This window comes from Burkholderia sp. BCC0398, assembly GCF_902833245.1.
Classification (GTDB): Bacteria; Pseudomonadota; Gammaproteobacteria; order Burkholderiales; family Burkholderiaceae; genus Burkholderia; species Burkholderia sola.
This window is the reverse complement of the sequence record NZ_CADFEM010000001.1, coordinates 423217-445205: the sequence shown is the minus strand read 5'-3', so window position 1 is coordinate 445205 and position 21989 is coordinate 423217. Positions and strand designations below refer to the sequence as shown.

The window sequence follows — 21989 nt, the reverse complement described above, 5'->3', positions numbered from 1 at the left end:
AGAGATGGCATTGCAATCGCTGGATATCAAGCGGGTCTCGGCCACCACGACGCCACCGCCCACGGTGCGCGAACCGGTGACCGGGAGCGTCGCGAAGCTGATCGACGTATCGAAGTGCATCGGCTGCAAGGCATGCCAGACGGCATGCATGGAGTGGAACGACCTGCGCGACGAGGTCGGCACCAACGTCGGCGTGTACGACAACCCGGCCGACCTGACCGAGCATTCGTGGACGGTCATGCGGTTCTCCGAATACGAGAACCCGGCGGGCGACCTCGAGTGGCTGATCCGCAAGGACGGCTGCATGCACTGCGAGGATCCGGGCTGCCTGAAGGCGTGTCCGTCGCCGGGCGCGATCGTGCAGTACAACAACGGGATCGTCGATTTCCACGAGGAGAACTGCATCGGTTGCGGCTACTGCGTGACCGGTTGCCCGTTCAACGTGCCGCGGATCTCGAAGAAGGATCATCGCGCATACAAGTGCACGCTCTGTTCCGACCGCGTCGCGGTCGGCCAGGAACCGGCCTGCGTGAAGACCTGCCCGACGGGCGCGATCGTGTTCGGCACCAAGGAGGACATGAAGCAGCACGCGGCCGAGCGGATCGAGGACCTGAAGGAGCGCGGCTTCGAGCATGCGGGGCTGTACGACCCGCAAGGCGTGGGCGGCACGCACGTGATGTACGTGCTGCACCATGCGGACAAACCGTCGCTGTATCACGGGCTGCCCGACAACCCGTCGATCAGCCCGATGGTGAAGCTGTGGAAGGGCATCGCGAAGCCGCTGGCGGTCGCCGGCCTCGCGCTGACCGCGCTGGCCGGCTTCTTCCACTACACGCGGGTCGGTCCGAACGAGGTCGCCGACGACGAGGAAGCCGCCGCTCGCGACGAAGCGCGACGCATCAAGGAGGACGCGAAATGAACCACGACGACCCCAACCTGATCGTCCGCTACACGCCGAACGAGCGCACGAACCACTGGATCACCGCGATCACGTTCGTGCTGCTCGCGTTGTCCGGGCTCGCGCTGTTCCATCCGTCGATGTTCTGGCTGACCGCGCTGTTCGGCGGCGGCCAGTGGACGCGGATCCTGCATCCGTTCGTCGGCCTCGTGATGTTCGTGTCGTTCGCGATTCTCGTGGTGCGCTTCTGGCACCACAATGCGCTCGACGCGGACGACCGGCAGTGGCTCAGGCAGATCGGCGACGTGCTGACCAACCAGGAAGACAAGCTGCCGCCGGTCGGGCGCTATAACGCCGGACAGAAGCTGCTATTCTTCACGCTGGTGGCCTGCCTGCTGCTGCTCCTGCTGTCGGGCATCGTGATCTGGCGGCGTTACTTCTCGTTCTACTTCCCGATCGGGGTGATCCGCGCGGCCGCTGTCGTGCATGCCGTGGCGGCCTTCGTGCTGATCGCGAGCATCATCGTGCACATTTACGCGGCGTTGTGGGTGAAGGGTTCGATCGGCGCGATGGTGCGCGGCACCGTCACGCTGGGCTGGGCCCGCAAGCATCACCCGAAGTGGTTCCGTGAAAGCGTGAAGTAACGCAGCGGAGCGGGGCGGTACGCCGATTGCGGCGTGCTGTTCCGCCAACCGTCGGAATCGCCTGAGAGCGCCGATTCGTCGGCGCTTAGTTTGGGGGCTGTTTGCGCATGGAACGCGCATGCGAATGCCCGAAATCGCTCGCAGGGCAAGGAGCGAGGAGCGCCGTTTGGCCGAGCCAGACAAGTGACGAGCGACGCCGCCCTGTGGGCGATTTCGGGCATTCCCCTAAAATGGATAATTAGACACGGGTTGCCACGAGAAGGGCCGCTCGCCACGTTGCGCTCCTTGCGAATACGCCAGTATTCGCTGCGTCGCGCGCCTCGCGAGCGGCCCTTCTCGTGGCAACGCATGCGCGTTCCATGCGCAAACAGCCCCCTTGGAAGAGATTTTCGTGACACAACGCATTCTGGAGCCGACCGAGATCTCGGCACTCGATCATTCGGCCATTCCGCGCTTTCGTCTGCCGGAGCGCGCGACGGCGTTCGCGGCGCGCGCCGCGCGGCTGCGCAAGCTTGCCGACCTGAACCCGATCAGCGGCTACCTGCGGCTGATGGCCACCGTCGCCGATGCGCAGCACGCGACGCTGCAGACGCTGGAGCTGCCGCTGCCGTCGAAGGAAGCGATCGCACGCGCGCAGGAACATTCGATGCCGCTCGTGCCGGCGCTCCACGGCGAGCGCGATTCGCGCTGGCGCGCCGTGCTGTATGAACTGCTCGACCGCGTCGAAAGCGCCGGGCTCGTCAATCCGCAGTTGGCGAAGCTGCTCGACCGGCTGCGGCTGATGGCGCCGGCCGAGCTCGACGCGCAGGCCGACGCGATCCTCGCGCTGCGCTTCGCCGAAGTCGATCCGGCCACCGCGCCGTTCCTGATGGCCGCGCTGCAGGTCGTGTGGACGGACCTCGCGAGCCGCGTGACGCCGACCGACGTTCCGTATCTCGACCAGCCGGGGCTGTGCCCGGTGTGCGGCACGCATCCGGTTGCGAGCGTCGTGCGGGTCGGCGGCCAGTATCAGGGCTACCGTTTCCTGCAGTGCGGGCTGTGCACGACCGAGTGGCACATGGTGCGCACCAAGTGCTCGCACTGCGATTCGACGAAGGGCATCGCGTATCACGGGATCGAAGGCGGCAGCGAAGCCGTCAAGGCTGAATCGTGCGACGAATGCAAGACCTATCGCAAGATCGGCTATCAGGAGAAGGACTACGAGTTCGAGCCGCTGGCGGACGATCTCGCGAGCCTCACGCTCGACCTGCTGATGAACGAGGCCGGCTACCAGCGCAGTTCGCCGAACCCGCTGCTGTGGCCGGACGTGTCGCGGGAAGCGGACTGAAGGCACGGGCCGGGGCGGTGCGCGAGCGTCGGCCCGGCCGACTGCGAAGCATGAGACTGGAGTGATAACGACGTGACCGAACCGGGTGTGAATGAATTGAATGCCGTGCTGGCGCGTGTGCCGTCGGTCGAGCGCGTGCTGTCGTCGGCGCCGCTGCAGCCGCTCGTCGCCGACTATGGCCGCACGCGCGTGCTGAATGCCGTGCGGGCCGAACTGGCACGCTGGCGCACGGCCGCGCAGCACGACCCCGCCGCGGCCGAGCCGCTCGACGAGCCGCGCATCGCCGCTGCCGTTGCGCATACGCTGGCCGCGCAGAGCGCGGGCGCGGTGCGGACCGTGTTCAATCTGACAGGCACCGTGCTGCACACGAACCTCGGGCGCGCGCTGCTGCCCGACGACGCGGTGCGCGCGGTGGTCGACGTGCTCACGCGGCCCGTCAACCTCGAATTCGATCTCGCCACCGGCCGCCGCGGCGATCGCGACGACCTGATCGACGCTCTGCTGTGCGAACTGACGGGCGCGGAAGCCGCGACCGTCGTCAACAACAACGCGGCGGCCGTGCTGCTGACGCTGTCGGCGCTCGCGACGAAGCGGGAAGTCGTCGTGTCGCGCGGCGAGCTGGTCGAGATCGGCGGGGCATTCCGCATTCCCGACATCATGAGCCGCGCCGGTGCGAAGCTGCGCGAAGTCGGCACGACCAATCGCACGCATCTGCGCGACTACGCGGACGCGATCGGCCCGCGCACGGCGCTGTTGATGAAGGTGCACTGCAGCAACTACGCAATCAGCGGCTTCACGAAGGAGGCGACGCTCGCCGAACTCGCGCCGCTCGCGCGCGAGCACGGCGTGCCGGTCGCCGTCGATCTCGGCAGCGGCACGCTGGCCGACCTGTCGCAATGGGGCCTGCCGCACGAGACGACCGTGCAGGAAACCGTCGCCGCCGGCGCAAACGTTGTCACGTTCAGCGGCGACAAGCTGCTCGGCGGCCCGCAGGCCGGCCTGATCGTCGGCGATCGCGCGCTCATCGCGAAGATCAAGAAGCATCCGCTCAAGCGTGCGCTGCGCGTCGGCAAGCTGACGCTCGCGGCGCTCGAACCGGTGCTGCGCCTGTATCAGTCGCCCGAATTCCTGCGCGACCGGCTCACGACGCTGCGCCTGCTGACGCGCCCGCAGTGCGAGATAGCCGACGCTGCCGAACGCGTGCGCCCCGCGTTGCAGGCTGCGTTCGGCAGCGGTTTCGACGTGACCGTCGAGCCGATGTTCAGCCAGATCGGCAGCGGCGCGCTGCCGGTCGACCAGTTGCCGAGCGCCGGGCTCGTGGTGCGCTCGGCGGACGGCAAGCGCAGCGGCCGCGCGCTCGCGCAGCTCGAGAAGCGGCTGCGCGAATGGCCGCGCCCGGTGATCGGCCGCATCGCCGACAATGCGCTGCGGCTCGACCTGCGCTGCCTCGAAGCGGCCGACGAAGCGGCGTTCGTCGCGCAATGCGTGCCGCTCGCGGGGCCCGCCGCATGATCGTCGGGACCGCGGGGCACATCGACCACGGCAAGACCACGCTCGTGCGTGCGCTGACGGGCGTCGACACCGATCGCCTGAAGGAAGAGAAGGCGCGCGGCATTTCGATCGAACTCGGCTACGCGTATACGCCGCTCGACAACGGCGACGTGCTTGGCCTGATCGACGTGCCGGGCCACGAGAAACTGATTCATACGATGGCGGCCGGCGCGTGCGGGATCGACTTCGCGCTGCTCGTGATTGCCGCCGACGACGGCGTGATGCCGCAGACGCGCGAGCATCTCGCGATCCTGCAACTGCTCGCCGTCACGCATGGCGCTGTCGCGCTGACGAAATGCGATCGCGTCGATGCCGCGCGCGTCGCCGAGGTGCGCGACGAGATCGCCGCGTGGCTGCACGACTCGACATTGGCCGGCGCGCCGATCTTCGAAACGCGTGCGACCGTGGCCGACGATCCGGGCGTCGCCGCGTTGAAGCAGCACCTCGCCGACGCGGCGATCGCGTGGCGCGCGCGTCGCGACGACGGGCTGTTCCGGCTCGCGGTCGATCGCGTGTTTACGCTTGCCGGGCAGGGCACCGTCGTGACGGGTACCGCGTTCGCGGGCCGCGTCGCGACGGGCGACACGCTCGCGATCGTGCGCACGGGCGGCGCGGCCCGCGTGCGCAGCATCCATGCGCAGAACCGGCCGGTCGAGGCCGGTCGGGCGGGCGAGCGTTGCGCGCTGAACCTGGCCGGCGTCGACAAGGCCGACGTCGAGCGTGGCGACACCGTCGCCGACGCGCGGTTCGTCGTGACGTCGCCGCGCCTGGACGTCGAGCTGACGCTGCTCGCGGACGCCGGGCTGACGCTGACCCACTGGGCGCCGCTGCATGTGCATCTCGGCACGCTGCATCGCGTGGCCCACGTCGCGCTGCTCGACGGCGACACGCTCGCGGCCGGCCAGCGGATGCGCGTGCAACTGGTGTTCGACGAGCCGGTGTTCGCGCTGCCGGGCGACCGCTTCATCGTCCGCAATCCGCAGGCGACGCGCACCGTCGGCGGCGGCCGGGTGCTCGATCCGTTCGGGCCGGCCCGCAAGCGCCGCACGCCTGCGCGTCGCGCGTGGCTCGATGCGCTCGCGGCGTGGCTCGACGAAGGGCGCGTCGATGCGCTGCTCGCGCAGGCGCCGCTCGGCATCGCGCGCGCGACGCTCACGCATCTGACGGGGTTCGCGCCGAATGTGCTGGCGTTGCCCGGCGATGCGCTGGCGATCGGGCAACGCGATGCCGCGCCGAACGAAGGCGCGGTGATTTCGCATGCGCACTGGCGTGCGTTGCAGACGCGGGCGGTCGAGACGCTGCGTGCGTACCACGAGCGCATGCCCGACGAGCAGGGGCTCGACGCCGCACGCCTGCGGCGGATGGCCGCGCCGCTCGCGAGCGATGCGCTGTGGCGCGCGCTCGTCGACGCCCTGGTGTCCGGCGGCGAAGTCGTGCGCAGCGGGCCGTGGCTGCATCTGCCGTCGCATTCGGTGAGCCTCGAGCCGCGCGAGGAAGCGCTGGCGCGGCAACTGCTGCCGCTGATTCACGCGGGGCGCTTCGATCCGCCGTGGGTGCGCGACCTGGCGCGCGACACGGGCGCGGCCGAGGACGCGGTGCGCGCGCTGTTGCGCAAGCTCGCACGCCGCGGCGACGTGCAGCAGGTCGTGCGCGACCTGTTCTATCATGCCGACGTCGCGCGCGAACTGGCGGAACTGGTCGCGCATCTCGCGCCGTCGCGCGGCGGCGGGCTCGATGCGGCGACGTTCCGCGATGCGACGGGGCTCGGTCGCAAGCGCGCGATCCAGATTCTCGAGTTCTTCGATCGGGTTGGGTATACTCGCTTCCACCGCGATCTTCACTACCTGCGGCCTGACAGCGGTTGGGTGGGTATTCAGGCGTAGGCGCTCGTCGTTCTTCGGTTTCTTTTTCCCACGGAAGGCATTCGTATCCGGTGGTACGGCTGGACTTCAAATCCAGTTGGGGGTGTCAGACACTCCTGGGTAGGTTCGACTCCTGCTGCCTTCCGCCATGCCGGGCTTCCGCGGCGTTCCTTGAGCTTCCTCTGAAAGTCCGCAAGCTGAGGGTTCGTACTGTGTCGAGCATGACCAGTCCAAGAACCTCCTGACTTACCATGACCTGATTCAGCAGTACATCAACCATGAGGAAGCCATCGAGTTCAGGCAGTCGGAGATCGCAAGTCTGAAGTTCCCGCTCAAACTCACGTCGGTGACGCAGGTGGACTCGAAGGTGAGCCCCGCGGTGCAGTTGGCAGACGTAATAATTGGAGCGACTATTGAGGCGGCCAACACGTTGAGAGGGCGTAAGGTAATCGGGCTGGATGCCGAGACGGTGATGGCGCTATATAGCGACGAGCAGATCATCCACCTATTGCCATCGCTGGACTTTGAAGAGCAAAAGCGTTTCAGGCAAGGCTCGCAAGGAGCTGAGCTGATCGATTGCATGGCGACTCATTTTCACCGATGATGGCGTCGACGGGGGTGTCAGGATTTCCGTGTTCAAGGCGGGTTGAGATTCACACGGATGGTCGAACGAATCGATCCTCGTAGAGGATCGCGAACTGGTTCATAGCCGTGTTCGAGTCACGTAGAGCAAATTAATTCTGTCACTCTAGAATCCATATGGTTCAAGGCGTCTGCCTCAAGCGAATCTGTCTTGTCGCGGGGGTTGTGCTGCCATTCGAAAAGCTTCATTGCAAGCGTCTGCAGATAACTTCTGTAATCTGCCTGTCTGTTTGCATTAAACGCCCCTGCGAAGGGCTCGGGTAAGCGGCCGCTGTGGAGCATGCCCGTTCAAACTCAGGTTTCGCACAACGCGTGATTGCCGCTGCCGGCGTCGCAGGGGAGTTGACACCGGTCTTCGCAGGCCGCGGCAAATGACAACTTTGCCTCGCAAACGGTGACACGTTCAATTTGGTGTGCGGCGCGTCACGCGGGTTACTCCACCACCTTGAACACGCGATTCTTATCGATCACGCCGGCTTTCGGTAATTTGCCATCGTCGTCAGCGGCGGGCCGCAGATGCCGATCGTCGAGCGCCGGCCCGGTATAACGGCTGCGCGGCCGGATCACCTTGCCGACGCGCAACTGCTCGATGCAGTGGGCGAGCAGCCCGACGCTGCGCGCGATCGAGAACAGCCCAAACGCCGCATCGCGGGGCAACCGAAGCTGCACCGACAACATCGCAAGCGCTACGTCGATGGTCGGCCGCAGGCCGGTGAGCGCCGTAACCTTGTCCACGAAGTGCGCGATCTCGGCCGGCGGGTCGAGTCGCGCAAGCAGCGCGGCCGCGCGCGGATCGCCGTCGGGGTACAGATGATGACCGAAGCCGGGAAGCGGGATCGCGGACCTCAGGTGATGATCGACGACGCGCTCGGCCCCCAATCGTTGCACGTCGTCGAACATCGCCCGCACGCGTCCCGACGCGTCGCCGTGCAGCGGGCCCGATAGCGTGGCGAGCCCTGTCAGCAGGCAGCCGGCCAGGGACGCACCGGTCGATGCCGTGATGCGCGCGGCGAATGCCGAACTCGTAATCTCGTGATCTGCGACCAGCACCATCGCGCAGCGCAGCAGGTCGGCGCCACGGCTGTCGAGCGCCCAGCCGGCCGCGAGCCGCTGATGGGTGCAGAGCGGGCCTGCGCTGGCATCGTCATGTGCGCCGAACGCGCGAGACACGATCGCGACGAGCTGCCCGGCCTCGGTGTGAAGCGCGCTGTCGAGGCGGCCGAGCGTCGAATGGCCGTTTGCGGCCAGCGTCGCGAGCATCGTGAACGCGCATTGCCGATCGGGCTCGCCGGGCGGCAGTGCGAGCGCCGGCGCATCGAACGACACGGGCGCGGTAGCCTGCCAAAGCAGCGCAGCCGTTTCCTCGAGCGTCGCGCTCTCGGCGAGTTGAATGCTGTCGCGGCCGCGATACCACGCGCGGCCCTTCGAGAACGTGGTGATGCCGCTATAGATGCACGGCTCGGCGCCGAAGATCGTGCCGGCCGCCAGCGCCGCCCGTTTGCGGCCGACTTGCTTCTTGCGGCACAGTGCGACCACGTCCTCGGCGCGATACAGGCTCCTGCGCGGATCGTCTGGATCCTGAATCACCGCGATGGTGCCGCGGCTCGCGTACGCATAGACGGTCTGCGCCCGCACACCGAGCCGCCGCGCCGCTTCTGTCAGGGTGATCCAGTTCTGCATGGGAGTCTTGATAAGGATGCGGCCGGTGCGTGGCCGCGTGCGCCGACTATAGACCGGGTTCAGTTGAATGTCATCTCGGCCGGACGCCGCTCGAGCACTTCGACGAGGATGTCGCCAGGCGCGCGCACGAAACAGCAGCGCACGCCGGCGCGGACCCGCGCGATGGGCTGGACGATCTCGGCGCCGTTGTCGACCAGGTGCGGGTAAGCCGCGTCGAGATCATCGACCAGCACGCCGAAGTGATCGATTCCCTGCACGCGCGCGCCGTCCGGCGTGATTGCCGAATGCGCGTGCGGCAGCGCCGTGGTGAACAGGTTGATGTCACCGATCCGCAGGTCGACGCGACCGGGGCGTCGCACGATTTCGGCGTTCAGGCAGCGCGCGAACCAGGCGGCGGTGGCTTCGGCATCGGCCGAGCAGAGTTGCAGGTGATCCCATTTGAATTCAATCATGATGGTGGAGGGTCGAGTTGGGGAGTCAGCGCAAGGGCAGGTGGGCGGCACGAGCGCGGGTCAGAGTTCGATACGCGACAGCTTGCCGAGCAGCACCGAATACGACAGTGTGCCGACGAGACAGATCGCGCCCATCAGGTTCAGCGCCCAGAAGAAGCTGCCGGTGTGCTGCGTCACATAGCCGATCATCAGCGGCGTGGTCACGGCGGCGATATTCGCGGCGAGGCTCGTGATGCTGCTGGTAAGCCCGACATAGCGTTTGGGCGCGATCTCGGACACCGCCGCCCAGGACATCGAGCCGATGCCCTGCGCAAAGAACGCGACGGTCAGGATCGCGATTACCAGCGTGTTCGAATGCACGAAGTTGACCAGCACGATCGATGCGCCGAGGAAAGTGCCGATGACGAGCGGCGCCTTGCGCGATGACGACATCGACACACCGCGCCGGATGCAAAGATCGGACAAATAGCCGGCGATAAGGATGCCCAGCGTCGCGCCGATAAACGGCATCGCCTGGAACACGCCGACCTTGATCATCGACATGTGTCGCTCCTCGACCAGATAGGTCATGAACCAGGTCGTGAAGAACACGAGCAGCGTGTTGTTGCAGAACTTGCCGAGACAGATCGCGAGGACCTGCCGATAGCCGAGCAGACGCAGCGCCATGCGCCAGTCGAATGGATCGCGCGCCGTCACCACCGGGCGACCTTCGGTGATGTAATCCAACTCGGCTGCATTGACGCCGCGATGGCGCGACGGGTCGCGATAAAGCCGATACCAGACGACGCTGAACAGGACGCCGAACGTGCCTGTCGCGAAGAACACGGCGCGCCAGCCAAATGCCGACGAGATCCACAGCAGCAGGCCGGTGAAAAGCGGCGTGCCGATGTACTGGCCCATCACGTACACGCTCGTTGCGAAGCCGCGCTCCTGGACCGGAAACCACATCGTCACCGCACGCGCGTTCGACGGGAATGCGGGTGCCTCGAGCGCACCCATCGCAAGCCGCGAGCCGAGCAACATGTGGTAGCCGTGCGCAAGCCCCTGCGTCAGCGTCGCCAGCGACCAGCCGACGAGCGACAGCGCGTAGGCCACGCGCGAGCCCAGCCAGTCGGTGAGCACGCCCGCCGGCAGTAGCGCGATGGAGTAGGCGAGGCCGAACACGGCGAACAGCTCGCCCATCTGCACGCGCGTGAGCGCGAGATCCTTCGACAGTGCGGGCGCGACGATGCCGAGCGCGGAGCGGTCGACGTAGTTGAGAATCGTTGCCACGAGCAACATCGACAGTACGCCGTAGCGTACCCTCGAGCGTCTTGCGGCGCCTGCATGTGTGTCGAGCCGGCGTATGGCCGAAACGTGCTCTTCTGCGGTTTTCAATGTCGTCTCCAATTTTTATGTGGGGTGCGCCGGCGCACTTGCCGTGTGCGCGCGTGCGGTCAGCCGCGTCCGACGAAGGGCATCGCGCTCGCCATGATCGTCATGTTCAGAATGTTGGCTTTGAGCGGCAGGTTGGCCATCTGCACGATCGCACTCGCGACATGCGCAACGTCGACCCGCGGCTCGGGCGCGATGCGGCCGTCGGCCTGCAGCACGCCGCTGTCCATGCGTTCGGTGAGCGAGGTCGCGGCGTTGCCGATATCGATCTGGCCGCACGCGATGTTGAATGGGCGGCCATCCAGGGCAAGCGAGCGCGTGATGCCGAGGACGGCGTGCTTCGTGGCCGTGTACGCGATCGTGTTCGGGCGCGGACTGTGGGCGGAGATCGAGCCGTTGTTGATGATGCGCCCGCCTTGCGGCGTCTGACGCTTCATCTGGCGCCACGCGGCGCGGGCGCACAGGAACACGCCGGTCAGGTTGGTCGCGACCACGTCGTTCCAGAATTGCAGCGTGTAATCGTCGATCGGCACGGCGCCGGCGTTGCGGCCCGCGTTGTTGAACAGCACGTCAAGGCGCCCGAACGTGTGTACGATCTGTGCGAAGCTCGCGTCGACCGATGCTTCGTCGGACACGTCGGTTGGAATTGCCGCTGCCACGCCCCCGGCCCGCTCGATGATCTCTTGCGTCCCGAGGAGCGGATCGATGCGCCGACCGAGCAGCGCGACGCTGAAACCTGCTTGCGCGAGCGCTACCGCAGCGGCCTGTCCGATGCCGGTGCCGGCGCCCGTCACCGCCGCGATCTTTTTTCCTGTCTGCATTTTCACGACCTCGTGTTCGGTTCGTTGAGCATGAGAAAAGGATTGCGCGGCGGCGACGCCGCAGCAATCTTGATTCGTTCAATCAACATCAACTGCCCCGTCCTGACGGGCGCAAATCAGGGTTTTCCTGAGTTCGTGGCGGTGACGCGCGCGCGCTGCCGCTGCCTCGCACGACGGGGAAATGCCCGGAGGCGTTCGGGCCATCCGGCGGCGCGCACGGCCGTGCGGACATGTTGATCGAATCAATCAAGATTGACCCGCGCCGACCGCGATTCGTAGGCTGTGCTCCGTTATCCGAACCAAGGACGAGACCATGCCTGACAACAATCGCACCCAGCTGCTGGTTGCGCGACGCGTTCCCGCTACGGTGGCCGCGCGCGCGGCAGCCGAATTCAACGCCTATGTGACGGACGCCGACATGGACGCGCCATCCGTCGTCGAGTTCTGCAACCGCTATCAGACGCCGGCGGTGCTGATCGGCAAGAAATCAGGACTGCAGGCCGAGCACATTGCGGCATTGCCGTCGAGCGTGAAGATCATCGCGAACGCGAGCGCCGGCTACGACCACATGGATGTCGCCGCCGCACGCGCACGCGGAATCGTGGTCAGCAACGCACCCGACGCGCTGACCGACTGCACGGCCGATTTCACGATGCTGCTCGTTCTGGCCGCGTGCCGGCGTGCATCGGAATACGAGCGCATCGTGCGCGCGGGGTGGGGCAAGTCGTTCGGCATGACCGACATGCTCGGCACGCGCGTGAACGGCAAGACGCTCGGGATCGTCGGTTTCGGCCGGATCGGCCGCGCGGTCGCCCAGCGCGCACGCGGGTTCGGGATGAAAATCGTCTATACCGATCGGCGGCCGGCACCGCTGGAGATCGAGGCCGGCGCGCGCTATTGCGCGGATCTCGACACGCTGCTGTCGCAGTGCGACATCCTCACGTTGCACGTGCCGGGCGGCGGCACGCCGTTGATGACGCGCCGCGAGTTCGGTTTGATGCGCGACGGTGCGGTGTTCGTCAACGCGGCGCGTGGAAGTCTCGTCGACGAGGATGCGCTTTACGACGCGTTGACCTCGCATCGGCTGTTCGCCGCGGGCCTTGATGTTTATTGGAACGAGCCCAACATCGATCCGCGCTTTGCCACACTCGACAATGTGTTTCTGTCGCCGCACATGGCGAGTGCGACCATCGAGACGCGCGACCAGATGGGGCTTACCGCGCTCGACAATGTCGCGGCCGTGCTTGACGGGAGGAGAGCACCGAACGCGCTGTGATGATGGCGGCCGCACGCTGGTCCATGCCGGGGTATCCGATCGCGGGACCACCGGCAGTCGGCGCGTCGTTACTTCAACAACCGCTGCGCCATCAGCACGTCGTACGCGGCCTTGAACGGGCGGACGCCCTGCGGAATGCCCGAATAAGCAGCCGGATGCACGAGCGTCGCTTTTGTCTCGTCAAGGGAGGAGGGACATCGGACGCCCTGATGTCGATGGTTGCAGTGTTTTCTCCTAGAACTCGCCTGATGCGACTACTCCACGCCTCCGCTTCTGGGTTCCATGAAACATTGAATTCCGCCTTCTCCGTTCGATTTGTGTCATAAGATGTCGCATAACACGTGGATGTGAGCCATCCTTGTAAACACGCGGAAAGTAGTTGGAGATAGGTTGCACAACGACGACACTCGTTATACGATGACTGACTAATTTGGCGGCCGACGGCATGCAGCCGAACGGTCTCGCACTGCTGCCGTCGTCCGTCACATCGCATTTTCCGCCGTCGGCCGCATCCATGCCCCCGACCCTCCGCACCGGGAATACGTTCGTGAAAATCGTCGCCATCGAAGTCATTCGCCTTTCGCTCGCATTCGATGCGGGCCGCCGTCCCGTCGCCGCAGTTGAACCGGCCGCCGCGGACTCGTATAACGCCGCAGACCGCTCGCTGCGCCGCATGGAGTCGCTGCTGGTCAGGCTAACCGATGACGCAGGGCGCGTCGGCTGGGGCGAAGCATTCGGTCATATGGTCAATCCCGTCACGTTCGCCGCGCTCGAAGGCCCGGTCGGCCGCTGGTTCAAGGGCGCCGAATTCGAGCCTACACGGCACGGGATCGCCGCATTGCGTGACGCGGCCGATCGCGCGTTGCATGCGTTCGGGCGCACCGGACCGGTGCTGTACGCGTTGTCCGCGATCGACACGGCGCTGCACGACCTCGCCGCGCAGGCGGCCGGCGTGCCGCTGTATCGCTGGCTCGGCGGCCATCGCAACGAGATCGATGTGTATGCGAGCCTGGTCAGCTACGACAACGACCCCGATGAAGTCGCGCGCCACGTGCGGCGGGCGTCGGACGAGGGGTTCCGGCGCATCAAGCTGCACGAGACGCAACGTGCGGCCATCGCTGCCGCGCGCGCGGCACTGCCGGCCGGCAGCGAACTGATGGTCGACGTGAACTGCCCGTGGGCGGCGAGCGACGCGCTGCGGCATGTGAGCGAGCTGGCCGACCTGCGGCTCGGCTGGATCGAGGAACCGGTGTGGCCTTGCGACGACGCGGGCGGCATCGCGCGCGTGCGCGGCGCCGGCGTGCCAGTCGCGGCGGGCGAGAACGCGTCGGGTGTCGCGGGCTTTCGCGACCTGTTCGAACACGGGGCGCTCGACGTCGCGCAGCCAAGCATCGCGAAGATCGGCGGACCGACCGGTATCGCGGAAGTGATCGCGCTTGCGGCGGAGCACGGCGTGCGCGTCGTGCCGCACTGTTTCTACTACGGAGCGGGGCTGCTGGCGACCGCGCACGTGGTCGCGGCGCTGCCCGACGATGTCGCGCTAGAAATTCCCTATCTCGACTGGCCCGAGCGGTTGCATGACGCGCAGCGGCCCGGGGCGCGGGTGCGCTTGCCCGATGTGCCCGGGCTTGGCTTCTTGCCAGACGAAGCGGTGCTGGAGCGCAACACGATTGCGCACGCGACCATCGGTTGAACGCAGGAGGCGTGCGCATGGCGCACGCATCTGAAGCCGTCGCCGATGTGGCGGCGCAATCGGAAACCATGAAGCCGGGCGGATGCGCAGGCACTTGCCCGGCTCGACAGGAGACAACATGAAAACGCGTTACCGCTGGTGGATCGGCGCGCTGCTGTTCGGCGCCGGTATGCTGAATTATCTCGATCGCGCGGCGCTGTCCGTCGTCGCGCCGATCATCAAGCGTGAACTCGGCATCGACGACGCGCAGATGGGCATCCTGTTCAGCAGCTTCTTCATCGGCTACTGTGTGTTCTGCTTTGTCGGCGGCTGGGCCGCGGACCGGTTTGGGCCCCGGCGCGTGTTCGCGTGCGCGGCCGGCGTGTGGTCGCTGTTCTGCGGCGCGACCGCGCTGGCCGGATCGTTCGCGCATCTACTCGTGGTGCGTGTCGCGTTCGGGATCGGCGAAGGGCCGATGGGGACGACCACCAACAAAGCGATCTCGAGCTGGTTTCCGCGCCGCGAGGCGGGACGCGCGGTCGGCTGGACCAATGCCGGGCAGCCGCTCGGCGCGGCGATCGCGGCGCCGATCGTCGGTCTCGTCGCGCTGCAGTTCGGCTGGCGCGTGTCGTTCGTCGTGATCGCCGCGCTCGGCTTCGTGTGGCTCGCCGCGTGGTGGGCGTTGTTCCGCGACGATCCGGCCAGCCATCCGCGCGTGTCGCCGGAAGAGGCGCGCGAGATCGCATCCGACCGGACGATCGACGTCGCACCCGATGCGCATGCGGACGATCGTGCCGTGCGTCCGCTACTGCGCGATCTGTTGTCGCGGCCGGTGCTCGGCGTCGCGCTCGCGTTCTTCAGTTTTAACTACGTGCTGTACTTCTTCCTGTCGTGGTTGCCGAGCTACCTGACCGACTACCAGCATCTGAATATCAAGCAGATGAGTGTCGTCGGAATCCTTCCGTGGCTCGGCGCGACCGTCGGGTTCGTGGCCGGCGGCACCGTGTCGGATCGCATCTACCGCCGCACCGGCGACGTGCTGTTCGCGCGCAAGATCGTGATCGTCGTTGGGCTCGCGGTCGCGGCGGCCTGCGTGCTGCTGGCGTCGCGCGTGAGCTCGCTCGGCGCGGCCGTCACGCTGATCGCGATCGCGAGCCTGTTCGCGTTCATGGCGCCGCAGGCTTGCTGGTCGCTGCTGCAGGAAATCGTGCCGCGCGAACGTGTCGGCTCGGCGGGCGGGTTCGTTCACCTGCTTGCAAATCTGGCGGGCATCCTGTCGCCAAGCGTGACCGGCTGGCTCGTTCAGTATGGCGGTGGGTATGCGAGCGCGTTCGTGCTCGCGGGTGCATCGGCGCTGGCCGGTGCGGTGATCCTGACGTTCACGGTGCGCGCGCGGGCCGTTGTGCAGATGCGCGGGGCTGCCTGACGATGTACTCCGTTGAACTAGCAACGCGGGAGTGGGTGAGACCTGATTTAATCATCATCGGTTGATGAAACCGCTCGGCTATACCCAGGCCGCCAAAACCGGGACAAACTGCCATCGCCAACTTGGAACAGCCACCGCTGAATCGGCATCAAGTTAAACCAACCAGCCTCCCCGGTTTCCCGGGGCGGTTCAGGCCGTGTGGAACATCCTGGAAAATAAAGACACCTACCAGAGCCGCACGACTTTATTCGAGCTGCAGGCGCGAACTTCATTGAGGCGGGGGGGCGGTCCTTAAAACGACGCTGGATAGAGCAGGGCAAGCCAACATGGCATCAACCTTCAGGGGTTGTAAAACTGGGGCGGACCATAGATTTATTTTCGCTTACGGTTGCCCGAACTGTCGCAGCAACTCGAAGCCTGTCCCTCCGCCCCAAGGGCTATCAAGGTCGAATCCAGTGGCAAACTTTCTAACGTCTGTCGGTTCATAACTTGCATAAATGAACTGATTGGCGTACTGTGGAAGGGCCGTTGAGGGAAACTGCGTTGGACAGCACGGATCGAGACGTACAGGAAACTGCCATCATGTGGCATTGCGCTGGGCCCGCGGTGATGCTCGGCACGGTTCTGAAGACGTGGGGCTCGGCGCCTCGCCCGATCGGCGCGATGGTCGCGCTGCGTGACGACGGTGCAGTGAAGGGTTCCGTATCGGGCGGGTGTCTCGAGGACGATCTGATCGAGCGCGTGTGGCGCGTCGGATTTTCGGGCTCGACGCCGACTGTCGTAACCTACGGCCTCTCGGCGGACGACGCCCATCGCTTCGGCCTTCCGTGCGGCGGCACGCTGATGATTCTCGTGGAACCGGTCCGGGTATCGTCGCGCCTTGACGAGGCGCTGGAATGGGTCAGGCGTGGCCGGGTAGTGATCCGCAACGTGAATGCCAATACCGGCGAAGCCGACGTGAGGCCGACCGATTCGGCGGCCCCGACCTCGTTCGACGGCGTGTCGTTGCGCGCATGTTACGGACCGAGCCATCGCCTGCTGATCATCGGTGCAGGGCAACTGTCCGAATATGTTGCGCGGGTGGCGGTGGCGCTGGGCTATCGCGTCATCGTTTACGACCCGCGTGAAGAGTACCTCGGGGAATGGTCTGTGGCTCATACCGAAGTATTTCGCGAAATGCCCGACGACCTGATCGAGCGAGTCGGCCTGGATCCGAACACGGCCGTGGTTGCGCTGACGCATGATCCGAAGATCGACGACCTGGCGTTGATAGAGGCGCTCAAATCCCCGGCATTCTATGTGGGAGCGGTCGGCTCGCGTGCGAATAACGCGAAGCGTCGGGAACGGCTCAAGCTGTTTGACTTGACCGACACACAGGTTGCAGCGCTTCATGGTCCGATCGGGCTTCACGTCGGTGCCAGAACGCCGCCGGAGATCGCGGTGGCTATCATGGCGGAGATGACTTCGCACCGGGACGGTGTGCTGGTCGTGCAGGCGCACGCGCTGCGCGATGCGCCGTCGGTGCCGCAACGGAGCGAATAGGCACGCGCGTACCTGTGTGGCGTTGTGTGAATGGCAGATAAAATTTTCGATGAACTTATGGCTAAACCCACCATGCTCGAATCGTCGAGCCACAGTGCGTCGGATGCACGTTTTGCATCGATCGAGCGCTATTCATCAGTTGCGAGAACAGTCGAGATACTGTCGGATGCGTGGGGATTTCTGGTTCTGCGGGAGTGTTTTTTCGGCGTCAGGCGATTCGAGCAGTTCCAGAGCATCCTGCAGGTGCCGCGTACCACGCTGGTGGAGCGGCTCAAGAAATTCACGACCCTGGGCATCCTGAAGAAACAGCTTCCGTCGACCGGCGGTGCCCGCTACGAGTACCGTTTCACGGAGCAGGGCCGCGACTTGTACGCGACGATGATCGCGCTGCTCGCCTTCGGCGACCGTTGGCTTGCGGGCGGCGCGCAGCCGCCGTTGAAACTGATTCACAAGACCTGCCAATGCGATTGCGCACCGCGCGTCGTGTGCTCGCACTGCCGCGCCGGCATTGACCCGAGGTCCGTCCACTATCGCGACGGGCCGGGAGCGGGCGGCGAGGAGCGTAGCATCGAACGCAAGCGCTCGCGCCGGAGTTCGGACGTGCGTGTCCTCGAGCGTATTCGGCCATGCTCGGTCGCGCGAACGTTGCAGATCATCGGTGACCGCTGGAGCTTCCTCGTGATCCGGGAATTCTTTTACGGTGTTCGACGCTTCGACGAGTTTCAGTCGCGCCTGGGTATCGCCACCAACATCCTGTCGGACCGACTGCAGCGACTCGTGGAGCAGGGTATCGCGGAGAAGCGGCTGTATCAGGAGAAGCCGAAGCGTTACGAGTACCGGCTGACCGAAATGGGCCGCGACTTGTATGGGCCGCTGCTGGTGATGATGGCCTGGGGTGACAAGTGGCTTTCGGGTGGCAAAGCACCGTTGAAACTTCGGCACCGGGAGTGCGACCACGATTTTCATGCAATCGTCGCATGCGACAAATGCGGTGCCGAACTCGATCCGCGTGAAATGTCATATGTGCTGCGATATGCGTTGCCGGTAGAGCTCGACGTCGCCTGACTCGCGCTTCTCGATGCCGCGTGGCGCCGGGGCGCGCGTACCGCGGCAGATCGATTCAACAGCATCGCGGTGGCTGTCTTCTTAGCCGGCCGGCCTGGCAGCCGGCTATGCGTCTCGTTCAAATCGCGCCGGGGGACCGCGCGCGTGGCGATTTGCCTCGTCATCTCCTTTTTCCCTTCGTCATGGTTTGGTGCGACTGGTCGACCGCACGTGTCGCCGGACGCATCCGGTCGCGCGCGGACTTGCCGCGTCCCGATTCGACCTTGCAGCAGACGTTAACCGTGTAAGCGTGCCCGGTACACAACCAAGAAGGTATCGGAAATGCAAGCGATATCTGCGCTGATGAATCCCTATTGGCACGGCCGCTCCTCCATGCGAAAGAGACGGCTGCATCCGCGCGGAATGCTTCAATACATCAGCCAATAACGGCTGGATAGCCGCGCGGCGTCATACATGACAGGTTGTCGAACAAGGGACTTGCAAATCAGAATTTCGCTCACTATAGTCCACTTATGCAAGTTAGTTTGTCGTCACGACATCGTTGTCGATTTCGTGATTCCGTGATTCCGTGATCGGGTGGAGGAGCAAAATTGAACGCATTTGAGTTTCAGTCGAACAGGTCTACGATCGTCGAGGCCGGCGCTTCGGCCCGCCTTGGGGAAATCGTCGGCCGGCTGGGCTGTCGCGCGGTCTTTCTCGTGACCGACCGCGGCATCGTCGATAACGGTCTGCTGAAACCGGCGCTTGATAGCCTCGAGGCAGCCGGCACGGCCGTTACGGTGTATGCGGACGTGCAGGCCGATCCGCCGGCTCACGTTGTGAATAGTGCGGCCGATGCGGCGGTGTCCGCCCGGGCCGACTGCGTGGTCGGTATCGGCGGCGGTAGCTCGCTCGACGTCGCGAAACTGGTGGCGCTTCTCGCGCGACGGACGGAAAAGCTCGACGCCGTTTACGGCGTGGGCGTCGCGAAAGGGCCGCGGCTGCCGCTGGTGTTGCTCCCCACGACTGCGGGAACTGGATCCGAGGTCACGCCGATTTCGATCGTGACAACCGGAGACGGAGAAAAGAAGGGTGTTGTCTCGCCGATACTGCTGCCGGACATCGCGGTGCTCGACGCGGATTTGACGTTGAGCTTGCCGCCCGCGGTCACGGCGGCGACGGGCATCGACGCAATGGTTCATGCGATCGAGGCATACACCAGCAAGCGCCTGAAGAATCCGGTCTCCGATTGCCTCGCGAAGGAAGCGCTTCGCTTGCTCGGCGCAAACATCGGCGAGGCTTGTGCCAACGGCACCAATCGCGACGCACGCCAGGCAATGCTGCTCGGCGCAATGCTGGCCGGCCTGGCGTTTGCTAATGCGCCCGTAGCAGGGGTGCACGCGCTGGCCTATCCGGTGGGTGCACGCTTTCATGTTCCGCACGGGCTGTCGAACTCGCTCGTTCTGCCGGCGGTCATGCGTTTCAACCTCGATGCCGCGGCCGACTGGTATGCGGAGCTTGCCGCCGTTCTGATGCCCGACGTCACGGGAAATACCGGTGCGCGTGCGAACGCACTGGTCGAGCGGCTGACTGCACTGCCGAAGGCGCTCGGCTTGCCGACGCGGCTGTCTGACGTCGGTATCAGCCGCGGCGATATCGCGACACTGGCGGAAGACGCGATGCGTCAAACCCGTCTGCTCGTGAACAACCCGCGCGAGATTTCCCTTCAGGATGCGGCTGCGCTCTACGAGGAGGTTCTGTGACCCAGAAAAAAATGCCGTCGCGTCGCGCCCAATATCCGCACTTCAGCGCCATTCAGACGCGCTGGTCCGACAACGATTCCTACGGGCACGTGAACAACGTCGTCTATTACGCGTACTTCGATACGGCGGTCAATCGGCATTTGATTGAACGTGGCGTGCTCGATATTGCAACCAGCCCGATCATCGGGCTCGTGGTCGACACGCGTTGCACGTACTTCTCGTCGATCGGCTTTCCCGACGTCGTCCATGTCGGCATGAAGGTCGTGCATCTCGGCAACAGTAGCGTGCGCTACGAGATCGCGCTGTTTCGCAACGATGCCGACATGGCTTCGGCGATCGGCGAGTTCGTACACGTCTATGTCGATCGGGCAACGAACGGTCCGGTGCCGATTCCGAACGATGTCCGGCAAGTCTTGCGGTCGTTGATGGCCTGACGCGCCGGTCACAACAGGTGTCCTGGAGGAGAGAACAAATGGAAATGGCAGGAGAGGCACGGTTGCAGGCATCCCGCGAGACCGTGTGGAACGCGCTCAACGATCCGGCGGTGCTGCAGGCCAGCATCCCGGGGTGCGAAGTGCTCGAGAAGAGTGCCGACAATGAATTTACCGCGACGGTGGTGTCGAAGGTCGGGCCGATCAAGGCGCGGTTCGCCGGCAAGGTGACTTTGTCTAATATCGCCGCCCCCGTCAGTTACACGCTGACGGGTGAAGGGTCCGGCGGCGCGGCAGGCTTCGCGCGTGCTGACATCGACGTGGCGCTCGAAGCGCTGGAGCAGGATGTCACGCTGCTTCGATACGGCGTCAAGGCGAACGTCGGCGGCAAGCTGGCGCAGTTGGGCTCGCGAATGATCGATGCGGCGGCGCGCAAGTCGGCCGATGATTTCTTCGATCTGTTCGCGAGGCAGGTCGGCACGAAAGTGGCCAATGGCGAACAGGAGGCGTCGTCATCGACGATGGGCGTCGATGCACTGATGGCGGCTGTGTCGATCGAGCGTCCGCTCGTTGCGCCGGCTCACGCGGAATTGGCCATCGCCGCCGAACCCGCGGCGCCGCGGCAACGCGTGGAATCCGTCGGCAGCGCTGCGCCGCAGGCTCGCTCCTCCGGGGCGGACGGCGCACCCGCGGTCCCGTTGGCCGATCTTCAGTCGGAGGTGACGGATGCGTTGATGACCGAGAAGATCAAGGTGTGGATCTCCGATCAGATCGCGGTCGTCACCTTGAACCGACCGCGCAGCCGCAACGCGATGACATACGGGATGTGGCTCGCGATGCCATCGATTATGGCCGCGCTCGAACGAAATCCCGAGGTGCGGGCCGTGTTGCTGACAGGCGCGGGCGACGACTTCTGTGCAGGCGCCGACATCTCCGAGTTCGAGAAAGTGCGCGCCGACGCTGGCCAGGCGAACGCGTACGAGATTGCGGTGGATGCGTGCTGCGATGCGATCGCGAACATCTCGAAGCCGACCATTGCCGTATTGCGGGGCTACTGCCTGGGCGGAGGCGCGCATCTGGCGATGTCGTGCGACTTCCGCTTCGCGGCACCAGACGCCACGTTCGGCATTCCTGCGGCGCGCCTTTCCATCATCTACGGCGTGCGTGGGACGCGCAAGCTGTTGTCGCTGGTGGGGCTGTCGCAAGCGAAGAAGATCCTCTACGGCGCAGAGCGATTCGATGCGCGTGCGGCGCGCGACATCGGATTCGTGGACCGGATCGCCGGAGACGACGCGCAGGTCGCGCCGCTCTCATGGTGGCAGCGTGTGAGCGGCGCTAAGCCGCGCGCAAGGACGAGCGATCCGATGGCCGATGCGCGCGCGTTTGCGAGAACGATGGCGGCGAACGCGCCGCTGAGCCTGGCGGGTGCGAAATACCAGCTGAACGGGATGGCGATGGGCACCGGCGCGCTCGATCTCGATCGAGCCGAGGCGATGATCGCGGCGGCAGCCAGCAGCGACGACTATCGGGAAGGCCGGGCCGCGTTCGCGGAAAAGCGCTCGGCGAAATTCCAGGGACGTTGAC

The 21989-nt window shown here is 65.4% G+C and carries 18 protein-coding genes and 1 tRNA gene; 15 read left to right on the top strand and 4 right to left on the bottom strand.

The genetic code is table 11. The features are described 5' to 3' along the window. Positions 1–4: 4 nt before the first annotated feature. The 7 genes from fdxH to HWX76_RS36615 all read left to right on the top strand — a co-directional run bounded on the left by fdxH (position 5) and on the right by HWX76_RS36615 (position 6886). On the top strand, positions 5–919 hold the full coding sequence (gene fdxH, locus HWX76_RS01970; RefSeq protein ID WP_050011255.1) for a formate dehydrogenase subunit beta: 915 nt from the start codon (positions 5–7) through the stop codon (positions 917–919). Further along, complete coding sequence (locus HWX76_RS01965; protein ID WP_089489179.1) at positions 916–1542, top strand: formate dehydrogenase subunit gamma; 627 nt, start codon at positions 916–918, stop codon at positions 1540–1542. Before fdxH ends, HWX76_RS01965 begins: the two co-directional genes overlap by 4 nt. 391 nt (positions 1543–1933) lie before the next feature. Continuing rightward, the gene (fdhE, locus tag HWX76_RS01960; protein ID WP_176015415.1) at positions 1934–2869 is read left to right on the top strand and encodes a formate dehydrogenase accessory protein FdhE; all 936 of its coding nucleotides are present in this window, start codon (positions 1934–1936) and stop codon (positions 2867–2869) included. A 72-nt stretch (positions 2870–2941) separates the two neighbouring features. Then, on the top strand, positions 2942–4381 hold the full coding sequence (selA, locus tag HWX76_RS01955; RefSeq protein ID WP_050011252.1) for an L-seryl-tRNA(Sec) selenium transferase: 1440 nt from the start codon (positions 2942–2944) through the stop codon (positions 4379–4381). Continuing rightward, positions 4378–6303, top strand: coding sequence for a selenocysteine-specific translation elongation factor (gene selB, locus HWX76_RS01950; RefSeq protein WP_176015414.1), 1926 nt, complete (start codon positions 4378–4380; stop codon positions 6301–6303). The genes selA and selB overlap by 4 nt, the downstream gene beginning before the upstream one ends. 32 nt (positions 6304–6335) lie before the next feature. Further along, positions 6336–6431: transfer RNA gene (locus tag HWX76_RS01945), tRNA-Sec, on the top strand. Positions 6432–6637: 206 nt separating this feature from the next. Further along, entirely contained in the window at positions 6638–6886 is a 249-nt protein-coding gene (locus tag HWX76_RS36615; RefSeq protein ID WP_235356133.1) for a hypothetical protein, read from the top strand. Between the two features lie 470 nt (positions 6887–7356). On the opposite strand, the gene HWX76_RS01935 is transcribed toward HWX76_RS36615, so the two are convergent. The 4 genes from HWX76_RS01935 to HWX76_RS01920 form a co-directional block, all read right to left on the bottom strand. Then, positions 7357–8604 (bottom strand): citrate synthase family protein, encoded by a 1248-nt coding sequence (locus HWX76_RS01935; RefSeq protein WP_124630516.1) that lies wholly within the window; start codon positions 8602–8604, stop codon positions 7357–7359. Positions 8605–8663: 59 nt separating this feature from the next. Next, on the bottom strand, positions 8664–9056 hold the full coding sequence (locus tag HWX76_RS01930; protein WP_124630560.1) for a VOC family protein: 393 nt from the start codon (positions 9054–9056) through the stop codon (positions 8664–8666). A 60-nt stretch (positions 9057–9116) separates the two neighbouring features. Further along, positions 9117–10403 (bottom strand): MFS transporter, encoded by a 1287-nt coding sequence (locus HWX76_RS01925; protein ID WP_124630559.1) that lies wholly within the window; start codon positions 10401–10403, stop codon positions 9117–9119. Positions 10404–10492: 89 nt separating this feature from the next. Beyond that, positions 10493–11251, bottom strand: a complete 759-nt coding sequence (locus tag HWX76_RS01920) for an SDR family oxidoreductase (protein ID WP_050011248.1) — start codon at positions 11249–11251, stop codon at positions 10493–10495. A gap of 313 nt (positions 11252–11564) precedes the next feature. Here HWX76_RS01920 and HWX76_RS01915 point away from each other — a divergent pair, with 313 nt between their 5' ends. From HWX76_RS01915 to HWX76_RS36520, 8 genes are all read left to right on the top strand, one after another. Next, positions 11565–12527 carry a D-glycerate dehydrogenase gene (locus tag HWX76_RS01915; RefSeq protein ID WP_050011247.1) on the top strand — a complete coding sequence of 321 codons (963 nt, stop codon included), beginning with the start codon at positions 11565–11567 and terminating at the stop codon, positions 12525–12527. Positions 12528–13074: 547 nt separating this feature from the next. Continuing rightward, positions 13075–14220, top strand: coding sequence for a mandelate racemase/muconate lactonizing enzyme family protein (locus tag HWX76_RS01910; protein ID WP_050011397.1), 1146 nt, complete (start codon positions 13075–13077; stop codon positions 14218–14220). Between the two features lie 118 nt (positions 14221–14338). Next, positions 14339–15625: an MFS transporter gene (locus HWX76_RS01905; RefSeq protein ID WP_089489185.1), complete on the top strand. Its 1287-nt coding sequence runs from the start codon at positions 14339–14341 to the stop codon at positions 15623–15625. Positions 15626–16168: 543 nt separating this feature from the next. Further along, the gene (locus tag HWX76_RS01900) at positions 16169–17167 is read left to right on the top strand and encodes an XdhC family protein (protein WP_089489186.1); all 999 of its coding nucleotides are present in this window, start codon (positions 16169–16171) and stop codon (positions 17165–17167) included. A gap of 57 nt (positions 17168–17224) precedes the next feature. Continuing rightward, a complete protein-coding gene (locus HWX76_RS37000; protein WP_089489187.1) occupies positions 17225–18232 on the top strand; it encodes a helix-turn-helix domain-containing protein in 1008 nt (335 codons plus the stop codon). Positions 18233–18822: 590 nt separating this feature from the next. After that, entirely contained in the window at positions 18823–19974 is a 1152-nt protein-coding gene (locus tag HWX76_RS01890; RefSeq protein ID WP_124638257.1) for an iron-containing alcohol dehydrogenase, read from the top strand. 11 nt (positions 19975–19985) lie between these two features. Beyond that, positions 19986–20408 (top strand): thioesterase family protein, encoded by a 423-nt coding sequence (locus HWX76_RS01885; RefSeq protein WP_050011242.1) that lies wholly within the window; start codon positions 19986–19988, stop codon positions 20406–20408. Between the two features lie 38 nt (positions 20409–20446). Continuing rightward, positions 20447–21988, top strand: a complete 1542-nt coding sequence (locus HWX76_RS36520) for an enoyl-CoA hydratase-related protein (protein WP_208458924.1) — start codon at positions 20447–20449, stop codon at positions 21986–21988. Position 21989 lies beyond the last annotated feature (1 nt).

What these genes read in the sequence shown, in the direction of transcription:
- fdxH (WP_050011255.1), top strand. Translation starts at nt 5, where the DNA reads ATGGCATTGCAATCGCTGGATATCAAGCGGGTCTCGGCCACCACGACG.
- HWX76_RS01965 (WP_089489179.1), top strand. Translation starts at nt 916, where the DNA reads ATGAACCACGACGACCCCAACCTGATCGTCCGCTACACGCCGAACGAG.
- selB (WP_176015414.1), top strand. Translation starts at nt 4,378, where the DNA reads ATGATCGTCGGGACCGCGGGGCACATCGACCACGGCAAGACCACGCTC.
- HWX76_RS01935 (WP_124630516.1), bottom strand. Translation starts at nt 8,604, where the DNA reads ATGCAGAACTGGATCACCCTGACAGAAGCGGCGCGGCGGCTCGGTGTG.
- HWX76_RS01930 (WP_124630560.1), bottom strand. Translation starts at nt 9,056, where the DNA reads ATGATTGAATTCAAATGGGATCACCTGCAACTCTGCTCGGCCGATGCC.
- HWX76_RS01920 (WP_050011248.1), bottom strand. Translation starts at nt 11,251, where the DNA reads ATGCAGACAGGAAAAAAGATCGCGGCGGTGACGGGCGCCGGCACCGGC.
- HWX76_RS01915 (WP_050011247.1), top strand. Translation starts at nt 11,565, where the DNA reads ATGCCTGACAACAATCGCACCCAGCTGCTGGTTGCGCGACGCGTTCCC.
- HWX76_RS01905 (WP_089489185.1), top strand. Translation starts at nt 14,339, where the DNA reads ATGAAAACGCGTTACCGCTGGTGGATCGGCGCGCTGCTGTTCGGCGCC.
- HWX76_RS37000 (WP_089489187.1), top strand. Translation starts at nt 17,225, where the DNA reads ATGGCTAAACCCACCATGCTCGAATCGTCGAGCCACAGTGCGTCGGAT.
- HWX76_RS01885 (WP_050011242.1), top strand. Translation starts at nt 19,986, where the DNA reads ATGCCGTCGCGTCGCGCCCAATATCCGCACTTCAGCGCCATTCAGACG.
- HWX76_RS36520 (WP_208458924.1), top strand. Translation starts at nt 20,447, where the DNA reads ATGGAAATGGCAGGAGAGGCACGGTTGCAGGCATCCCGCGAGACCGTG.